The sequence below is a fragment of the Methylothermus subterraneus genome (assembly GCF_054656915.1).
The window spans coordinates 216,592-225,150 of sequence record NZ_BAAHXK010000003.1 but is presented as its reverse complement, the minus strand read 5'-3'; the positions used below and the strand labels follow the sequence as shown (position 1 = coordinate 225,150).

Here is an 8,559-nt window from a genome sequence, read left to right as displayed (position 1 = left end):
CCCCCCCCCCCCCCCCCCCCCCCCCCCCCCCCCCCCCCACAGGGCGCTGCGCCCCTACATGCCATCATCACCCGCGAGGAGGCCGCCCGCAACGATTACAACCTTTCGCCCAGCCGCTACGTGAGCGCCAACGGGCAGGAGGAGACGCTGCCGCTGGAGGAGGCCCTGGTGCGGCTGGAGGAGGCCGAGGAGGAGCGCGCCGGGGCGGAAAGCAATCTCCACGAAGTTTTGAAGGCATTGGGGTTGTTATGAAAGTGGAGAATGAGCGAATGCCAGAGAGCGAACCCCTCCCCGACGGCTACCGCCTGACCGAACTCGGCCCCCTGCCGGAGGAGTGGCGGGTGGTGCGGTTGGGGGAGGTGACGGAGATCGGCCCTGCACGTATCAGGCGGGAAAGCCGAGATTTGTTGCCTTTTATTCCTATGTCGTTGATTCCAGAGGGTGGCACTATCATTCATAGATGGGAACTCAAACCGCCTAAAGAAATACGTAGCGGGTTGATTGTATCGGAGGGCGACTTTTTATTAGCGAAAATCACACCATGTCTGGAAAATGGTAAACAGGGAATAGTGAAGAATATTCCAGGAGGCTGGGGGTATGCGACAACAGAAGTGTTGCCTATTCGGCCAAAAGAGGGATTGCTGACTGAGTATTTGGCTTTATACACGTTGCAACCAGAACTTCGAAATGAACTTGCTTCCAAGATGGAAGGTACAACCGGCAGGCAGCGCCTTCCCAAATCGGTTTTGCTTTCCCTTGCCATCCCCCTCCCCCCGCTCGCCGAGCAGCGCGCGATCGCCCGCATCCTTGAGGCGGTGGATCGGCGCATCGCCGCGGAGGAGGCCTGGGTCCGCGCCGTGGAGGACCTGTTCCGCTCGCTGCTGCATGAGATGATGACGGCCAAACGGCGATTGCCGCCGGAATTCGTTGGGGCGACCCGCCGGGTCGCCCCAACAACGGGGGGACAAACGCCATGACCCCTTACGATCCCGCCCGCCACCATCGGCGGTCCATTCGCCTGAAGGGATACGATTACACCCAACCGGGGGCGTATTTCATCACCCTCGTCACGCACGAACGGGCGCCTCTGTTCGGCGCGGTGGTGGATGGGGTCATGCGGTTGAACGCATGGGGCGAAATCGTGCGCGAGGAATGGTTCAAAACCGCGCACATCCGTCCGTATGTGCGGTTGTACGAGGACGAATGCGTGGTGATGCCCAATCATGTGCATGGGATCATTTGGATGGTGGAAAACAACGATGACACCGCGGTTGGGAATGACAACATGGTCGGGAATGGCGACGTTGTAGGGGCACGGCGGCGCCGTGCCCCTACATCTCGCCGTGCCCCTGCGGTGTCGTCGTGCCCCGACCACGTGGAACAATTCGGCAAACCCGTCCCCGGATCCATTCCCACCATCGTCCGTGCGTTCAAATCCGCCATCACCAAACGCATCAACGAATTGCACAACACCCCCGGCGCGCCCATCTGGCAACGCAATTATTACGAACACGTCATCCGCGATGAACGCGCCTTGAACGCCATCCGCCAATATATCACCGAAAACCCCCTGCGTTGGCACCTGGACACATACAATCCCGACCGCACCGGCGACGACCTGTTGGCCCGGGAAATCTGGAATACAATCCAGCCACATCCCAAAATCAATCGGGACGCGTAGGTGGTGCGCTATGTCTATTTCCTCCGAACGTCATACCGTCCAGAACCCTCTGATCCGCTACGCGGTTGAGGCCGGCTGGGAATACCTGCCGCCGGAGGAGAGGAGGCCCTGCGTCTGCGCGGCGGCGAGGACAAGCCCTTCCTGCACGCCGTGCTGGTCGAGCAAATCCAGCGTCTCGACCCCGGCGTGGTGACCGCCGTCCCCCAGGCCGAGGCGGTCATCCGCCGCCTGCTCAGCCTGCGCGCCGATATCGAGGGCAACCGCGAAGCCTGGGAATACCTCAAGGGCCTCAAAACCGTCTTCGTCCAAACTGAACGGCGCGAGCGCAATCTCGTGCTGCTCGACCCGGAGCGTCCGCAGGCCAACCGCTTCCACGTCACCGACGAGTTCACCTTCCAGAGCGGCGCCCGCCGCATCCGCGCCGATGTGGTCTTCCTGGTCAACGGCATCCCGGTCATCGTCATCGAGACCAAAGCCGCCACGCGGCTGGAGGGCATCGCCGAGGCCTTCGACCAGATCCGCCGCTACCACCAGGAAGCGCCCGACCTGATGGCGCAGGCGCAACTCTTTGCCCTCACCCATCTGGTGCAATTCTTCTACGGCGCGACCTGGTCGCTCTCGCGCAAGGCGCTCTTCAACTGGCGGGAGGAGGTGAGTGCGCCGGCCGGTCGCCCGGAGGTGGATTTCGAAACCCTGGTCAAATCCTTCATCGCCCCGCGGCGCGTGTTGCGCGTGCTCACCGATTACATCCTCTTCGCCCGCAAGGACGGCGAACTGCAGAAAATCGTCCTGCGCCCGCACCAGATGCGCGCCACCGAGCGCGTCCTGGCGCGTTCCTATCAGGCCGTGACGGCGCGGCAGGCGCCCCGCCGCGGCCTGATCTGGCACACGCAAGGCTCCGGCAAGACCTACACCATGCTCACCATCGCCCGCCGCCTGCTGGAAGACAGGCGCTTCGACAATCCCACCGTCCTGCTCATCGTGGACCGCAACGAACTGGAAAGCCAACTCTTCCAGAACCTGGAGGCGGTCGGCTTTGGCCACGTGCACCTGGCGCGCTCCAAACGTCACCTGCGCGAGCTGCTCCAGGCCGATACGCGCGGGCTGATCGTCTCGATGATCCACAAATTCGACGACATGCCGGCGGACCTCTGCACGCGGCGCAACGTCTTCGTGCTGGTGGACGAAGCCCATCGCTCCACTGGCGGCGACCTGGGCAACTACCTGATGGGTGCGCTGCCCAACGCCGTCTTCATCGGCTTCACCGGCACGCCCATTGACCGCACCGCCCACGGCAAAGGCACGTTCAAGACCTTCGGGGCCGATGACCCGCAAGGCTACCTGGATAAGTACTCCATCCGCGAATCCATCGAGGACGGCACCACCGTCCCGCTGCACTATCAACTGGTACCCAACGATCTGAGGGCCGACCGCGAGGCGATGGAGCGCGAGTTCTGGGCGCTGGCGGAACTCGAAGGGGTGGCCGATGTGGAGGAACTCAACCGCGTCCTCGACCGCGCCGTGACCCTGACCAACATGCTCAAGAACCGCGAGCGCGTCGAGAAGATCGCCGCTTTTGTGGCCGATCACTTCCGGCGGTACGTCCAGCCGATGGGCTACAAAGCCTTCCTGGTGGCGGCCGACCGCGAGGCCTGTGCGTTGTACAAAGAAGCCCTCGACCGCCACCTGCCTGCGGAATGGAGCGCGGTGGTGATCAGCGCTGGTCACAATGACCCGCCGCATCTCAAACGGCATCACCTGAGCGAGGAAGAGGAAACGCGCCTGCGCCGCGCCTTCCGCAAGCCCGGCGAGAACCCCCAGATTTTCATCGTCACCGAAAAATTACTCACCGGCTACGACGCCCCCATCCTCTACTGCATGTACCTCGACAAGCCCATGCGGGATCATGTGCTTTTGCAGGCGATCGCCCGCGTCAATCGTCCGTACGAGAGCGAGGACGGTCAGCGCAAGACCAGCGGCCTGATCCTGGACTTCGTCGGCGTCTTCGAGAACCTGGAGCGGGCGCTGGCCTTCGATTCGCAGGACGTGAGCGGCGTGGTGGAGGGCATCGAGGTGCTGCAAAAGCGCTTTGCCGACCTGATGAGCACAGGCCGGACCGACGCCTTGCCTCTACATGCCGGCAAGTTCGCAGACAAGGCGGTGGAAGCCGTGCTGGAGCGCTTCCGGGATAAGGAGCGGCGGGAAGCCTTCTACCGCTACTTTCGCGAGATCGAGGAAATCTACGAAATCCTTTCCCCCGATCCTTTTCTGCGCCCCTACCTGGAAGATTATCAGCGGCTGGTGGAGATGTACCGCCTCCTGCGCGCCGCCTACGAGCCGCACGTGCCGGTGGACAAATCCTTCCTGCGCAAGACCGCTGAGATCGTTCAGCAGCACAGCCGCACCGACGCTATCCGTGAGCCGCAGGCCACCTACGAAATCGGCCCGGCCGCGTTGCTAGCACTTCTGACCGAGGAAAAACCCGAAACCGTCAAGGTTTTCAACCTACTCAAGGAATTGCACCGTCTGGTGGAAGACCAGGGGCGCGCCGCTCCCTACCTGCTCTCCATCGGCGAGCGCGCCGAAGAGATCCGCCGGCGTTTTGAGGAGCGCCTCATTGAGTCTCAGCAGGCGCTGCAGGAACTGGAGGGTCTAGTCAAACAACTGAACGAAGCCCACGCCGAACAGGCCTCCAGCCCGCTCTCGCGGCAAGCCTTTGCTGTCGAATGGTGGCTGCGCACCCATCAGGTTGCGGCAGCACAAGCCCGGCAGGTCGCCCAGGAGATGGAAGGCGCTTTTGCCGCTCTGCCGCATTGGATGAGTAGCCGCAGGCAGGAAAGCGAACTGCGCACAGCCCTGTACACGGCGTTGCTGGCGGCTGGCATCGGCGAGGTTGTCGCCTGGGCGGATGCCATACTGAACCTATTGCGGAGAGCTGCCCAATGAGGAAAGCCATTGGACCGGATTGGCAACCCCTCGAGGAAGCCGTCCCGATAGACGTGTTTCGCGCCGAGGTATGGGCCTGGGCGAAGCGCCTCGGCGTTACGGAGCGGGTGCGGGAGATTCACTTTCGCACGATGAAGCGTAAGTGGGCCAGTTGCTCCTCACGGGGAAGACTGACGTTCAACACCGAACTCCTTCAGCAATCGGCAGCGTTTCGTCGCCAAGTGATCGTCCATGAGCTGCTCCACTTAAAAGTTCCGAACCACGGCAAACTCTTTAATGCCTTGCTCAAGGCCTATCTTGACCGTTGAGCGGAATTTTGCCGTTCCTGCCAAGCTTTTTCTAAGAGTTCGCGCACCTCTTCGTCGCTGGTTTGGCTAAAATCCACGTACCACTGGCCGACGGCGTAGAAGTTTTCCGGGGTGGCCAGGCAAACCAGATCGTCGACTTCCTCACGCAGTTTGGCGGCCGTGTCGGGAGGCGCCACCGGCACCGCGACGACGATCGCCGCCGGCTTAAAGCTTTTAAGCGCCGCGATGGCCGCGCGCATCGTCGCCCCGGTGGCCAAGCCGTCATCGATCAGGATCACGGTGCGCCCCTGGACCTTAGGAAAAGGCCGGTCGCCGCGAAACAGGCGCTCGCGGCGGGCTAGTTCCTCGGCTTCTTTCTGGGCCACGGCTTCGACGGCTTCCTCAGCCAGGCCAAGGCCGGCGATCACGTCCTGGTTGAGGACTTTGGCGCCACCGGAGGCGATCGCGCCCATGGCGAGCTCCTCTTGATAGGGAACGCCTAATTTGCGCACCACAATCACATCCAGCTCCGCTCCCAAAGCCTTGGCGACCTCGAACGCCACCGGCACCCCGCCGCGCGGCAGAGCCAAAACCAAAAGGTCCTGGCGTCCAGCGTAGGCGCTTAAGGCCTCGGCCAGCCGGCGGCCGGCTTCCCTACGATTGGCAAACGAAAGCATAAGAGCGCTCCTTTAAGTTTAAAATGATCCGATCGTTTGCGTTTTCTTAAACCCCATGGCCGAATTTTTCAACCTTTATCGCCATAATTTCGTGCGCGTGGCCGTCGCCGTCCCCAAAGTCCAAGTCGCCGATCCGGCTTTCAATGCGCACCAAACCATCGAGCTGTTAAGCCAAGCCGCCGCAGGCAAAGCCTGCCTTGCGGTGTTCCCGGAACTTGGGCTTTCGGCGTACTCGTGCGAGGACCTGTTGCAACAGCAAGCCTTGCTCGAGGGTTGCCTTGAGGCTTTGGCCGAAGTTTTGGCGGCCACGCGCACCCTGCCTTTAGTCGCCGTGGTCGGCCTGCCGCTTAAGCTCGAGCAGATGCTCTTTAACTGCGCGGCGGTGTTGTACCGGGGACGGATTTTGGGCGTAATCCCTAAGACCTATCTTCCCAATTACCGGGAATTCTACGAACTGCGCCAGTTCACCCCGGGGGATTTTGCCCTCCAGGAGACGGTCGATGTTTTAGGGCAACGCGCCGTTCCCTTCGGCAGCCGGCTTTTATTCCAGGCCGAAAACCAGCCCCTATTCGCTTTCCACGTGGAAATCTGCGAGGACCTGTGGGTGCCCATCCCGCCGTCTTCGTACGCGGCCCTTGCCGGCGCGACGGTGCTCGTCAATCTGTCCGCCTCCAACATCACCGTAGCCAAAGCCGATTACCGCCGCCAACTCGCCGCGAGCCAATCGAGCCGCTGCCTTGCCGCCTATCTTTACACCGCGGCAGGACCGGGGGAGTCGACCACCGACTTGGCCTGGGACGGTCACGGGATGATTTACGAGAACGGTACGCTCCTCGCCGAAAGCGAGCGCTTTGCCTTAAAATCGCAGTTAATTCTAGGCGACATCGACTTAGACCGCCTGGTCCAGGACCGAATGCGCCAGAACAGCTTTGGCCAGGCCCGCCGGCACCACCAAGAAACTCTCAAACAATTTCGCACCGTCCGCTTTGCGCTCGACCTTCCCATCCAAGAAAAGCTATTGCTTGCGCGCCAATACGAACGCTTCCCCTTCGTTCCCAGCGATCCCAAACGCCGCGACGAACGCTGCCACGAGGTTTACGAGATCCAGGTCCACGGTCTGGTCAAGCGCCTAAAAAGCATGGGGGCGGACAAAGTGGTGATCGGCGTCTCCGGCGGCCTAGACTCGACCCAGGCGCTGATCGTATGCGCGCGGGCGATGGACCTTCTGGGTCTGCCGCGGACAAACATCCTCGCCTATACCCTGCCTGGATTTGCCACCAGCCAGCGCACTCTGAACCAGGCGCGAAGATTAATGCAAGCTTTAGGCTGTAAAGCGCACGAAATCGACATCCGGCCAAGCTGCCTTAAGCTGCTCAAAGACATCGGCCATCCTTACGCCGAAGGCCAGCCGGTCTACGACGTGACTTTTGAAAACGTGCAGGCGGGCGAGCGCACCAATTATCTGTTTCGCCTCGCCAACCTGCACCGCGCGCCGGTGATCGGCACCAGCGACCTAAGCGAGCTGGCGCTGGGCTGGTGCACGTACGGCGTGGGCGACCACATGGCCCACTACCACGTCAACGCCAGCGTGCCCAAGACCTTGATCCAGTACCTGATCCGCTGGGTGGCCGAGACCGGCCTGCTGGGCGCTGAGGCAAGCGCGGTGTTAGAAGAGATTTTGGCGACCGAAATCAGCCCGGAGCTCGTGCCCGGCGCCGGCGACGATTCCCAGCCGCTGCAGCGCTCGGAGGAAATCGTCGGCCCTTATGCGCTGCAAGATTTTCATCTTTACTACCTCCTGCGCTTTGGCTATCTGCCGGAGAAAGTCGCTTTTTTAGCCTGGTCGGCGTGGCACGACCGAAACTGCGGCAGCTGGCCGCAGGTTCCTGAAAGCGAGCGCTGCGAATACACTCTCGCGGAAATCAAGCACTGGCTAAGGGTCTTTTTGGAAAGGTTCTTTAAGTTTAGCCAGTACAAGCGCAGCTGCATCCCCAACGCCCCGAAGGTGGGATCTGGAGGGTCTTTATCTCCCCGCGGCGACTGGCGAGCTCCCAGCGACGGGGAGGCTACAGCGTGGCTTAGCCGGCTCGACCGGATTCCGGAGGCTTGACTGCCTCCTGCCCCAGGAGCAAGCCGCGCAAAAGGCCCAGTTTGTGCTTGACGATGGCGGCGTTCACCGGCCCCATGCGCAAAAGCTGTTTTTGCGCGGCGCTCAACGCCTCCAGTTGCGGGTCAGCGTACCGATATCCTACCGCCTTTTTGATCAGGCGGATTTCTGCTGGCGGCTGGGGAGTGCTGAGCAGGTGTTCAATGGCGTTCAGCAGCACCTGATCGAAATCGACGCCTGGGCGGCCGATCTCAGCGTAGGCTTCCTCGATCCTAGGCTTAAGATGCCGATACAAGCGCCAAGCCAGATCCACATCCACCGCCTCCACCGCCGCGGCAAGCGCATCGTAGCGGTGATAGCTGGCCGGATCGAGGCGATATTCCCCGCTTTCGCTTTCTATGACCTGGAGCGATTCTTTAGGCGCCCAAGAATCGAACAACTTGCGCGGCACTTTTCCTTGCGCGATCTCGTCGGCCAAAGCGACAAATTTGCGCAGCAAATCGGGAGTCTCTTGCACCCACCGGATCAAGAACGGGTTTTGATCGAGTTCCGGCAACTCCTGGCGCAGCCAGTCATCGCTCTCGCTTAAGGAAGGCAGAGGAGGAAAATCAACCACAGGGGTAACCCTCGCGACAAACTCCTCAGGCGGTGTTGCTTCCTGGGCCTTGGGGACGGAAGGCGTTTGCGGCTTGGGGGTTTCTTTGGCCAAAACAGCGGCCTGTTTGGCGCGATAGGCCTGCCACAAAACCCAGGCCGTCCCAACCACCAACCCCAACATCACAAGAGCCCAAATACGCTTACGCAGGGGAGAAGGCTTTGGAGACGGATCTGCCATGGGGGTCGCCTACAACGACAGGCAAA

9 protein-coding genes are annotated in these 8,559 nt (G+C 61.5%); 7 read left to right on the top strand and 2 right to left on the bottom strand.

All coding sequences use genetic code 11. From position 1 onward, the window contains the following. From ACYQ3M_RS04540 to ACYQ3M_RS04515, 6 genes are all read left to right on the top strand, one after another. Positions 1-252, top strand: a 252-nt coding sequence (locus tag ACYQ3M_RS04540) for a hypothetical protein (protein ID WP_460034868.1), incomplete at its 5' end; no start/stop codon positions are given. Continuing rightward, positions 249-977, top strand: a complete 729-nt coding sequence (locus ACYQ3M_RS04535; RefSeq protein ID WP_460034867.1) for a restriction endonuclease subunit S — start codon at positions 249-251, stop codon at positions 975-977. The genes ACYQ3M_RS04540 and ACYQ3M_RS04535, both read left to right, overlap by 4 nt. Then, a complete protein-coding gene (locus ACYQ3M_RS04530) occupies positions 974-1,681 on the top strand; it encodes a transposase (RefSeq protein WP_460034866.1) in 708 nt (235 codons plus the stop codon). The genes ACYQ3M_RS04535 and ACYQ3M_RS04530 overlap by 4 nt, the downstream gene beginning before the upstream one ends. Positions 1,682-1,691: 10 nt before the next feature. Continuing rightward, on the top strand, positions 1,692-1,874 hold the full coding sequence (locus tag ACYQ3M_RS04525; protein WP_460034865.1) for a hypothetical protein: 183 nt from the start codon (positions 1,692-1,694) through the stop codon (positions 1,872-1,874). Then, positions 1,832-4,627, top strand: a complete 2,796-nt coding sequence (locus ACYQ3M_RS04520) for a type I restriction endonuclease subunit R (RefSeq protein ID WP_460034864.1) — start codon at positions 1,832-1,834, stop codon at positions 4,625-4,627. The genes ACYQ3M_RS04525 and ACYQ3M_RS04520 overlap by 43 nt, the downstream gene beginning before the upstream one ends. After that, positions 4,624-4,935 carry a M48 metallopeptidase family protein gene (locus ACYQ3M_RS04515; RefSeq protein ID WP_460034863.1) on the top strand — a complete coding sequence of 104 codons (312 nt, stop codon included), beginning with the start codon at positions 4,624-4,626 and terminating at the stop codon, positions 4,933-4,935. The genes ACYQ3M_RS04520 and ACYQ3M_RS04515 overlap by 4 nt, the downstream gene beginning before the upstream one ends. Here ACYQ3M_RS04515 and ACYQ3M_RS04510 read toward each other — a convergent pair. After that, positions 4,920-5,591 (bottom strand): phosphoribosyltransferase, encoded by a 672-nt coding sequence (locus tag ACYQ3M_RS04510; protein ID WP_460034862.1) that lies wholly within the window; start codon positions 5,589-5,591, stop codon positions 4,920-4,922. The two genes, ACYQ3M_RS04515 and ACYQ3M_RS04510, sit on opposite strands and share 16 nt — an antisense overlap. A 55-nt stretch (positions 5,592-5,646) precedes the next feature. Between ACYQ3M_RS04510 and ACYQ3M_RS04505 the strand changes: the two genes are divergently transcribed. Continuing rightward, the gene (locus tag ACYQ3M_RS04505) at positions 5,647-7,701 is read left to right on the top strand and encodes an NAD(+) synthase (protein WP_460034861.1); all 2,055 of its coding nucleotides are present in this window, start codon (positions 5,647-5,649) and stop codon (positions 7,699-7,701) included. Here ACYQ3M_RS04505 and ACYQ3M_RS04500 read toward each other — a convergent pair. Continuing rightward, positions 7,670-8,533 carry a DUF3014 domain-containing protein gene (locus tag ACYQ3M_RS04500; RefSeq protein WP_460034860.1) on the bottom strand — a complete coding sequence of 288 codons (864 nt, stop codon included), beginning with the start codon at positions 8,531-8,533 and terminating at the stop codon, positions 7,670-7,672. The two genes, ACYQ3M_RS04505 and ACYQ3M_RS04500, sit on opposite strands and share 32 nt — an antisense overlap. Positions 8,534-8,559 lie beyond the last annotated feature (26 nt).

What these genes read in the sequence shown, in the direction of transcription:
- ACYQ3M_RS04535 (WP_460034867.1), top strand. Translation starts at nt 249, where the DNA reads ATGAAAGTGGAGAATGAGCGAATGCCAGAGAGCGAACCCCTCCCCGAC.
- ACYQ3M_RS04500 (WP_460034860.1), bottom strand. Translation starts at nt 8,533, where the DNA reads ATGGCAGATCCGTCTCCAAAGCCTTCTCCCCTGCGTAAGCGTATTTGG.
- ACYQ3M_RS04505 (WP_460034861.1), top strand. Translation starts at nt 5,647, where the DNA reads ATGGCCGAATTTTTCAACCTTTATCGCCATAATTTCGTGCGCGTGGCC.
- ACYQ3M_RS04510 (WP_460034862.1), bottom strand. Translation starts at nt 5,591, where the DNA reads ATGCTTTCGTTTGCCAATCGTAGGGAAGCCGGCCGCCGGCTGGCCGAG.
- ACYQ3M_RS04525 (WP_460034865.1), top strand. Translation starts at nt 1,692, where the DNA reads ATGTCTATTTCCTCCGAACGTCATACCGTCCAGAACCCTCTGATCCGC.
- ACYQ3M_RS04530 (WP_460034866.1), top strand. Translation starts at nt 974, where the DNA reads ATGACCCCTTACGATCCCGCCCGCCACCATCGGCGGTCCATTCGCCTG.
- ACYQ3M_RS04515 (WP_460034863.1), top strand. Translation starts at nt 4,624, where the DNA reads ATGAGGAAAGCCATTGGACCGGATTGGCAACCCCTCGAGGAAGCCGTC.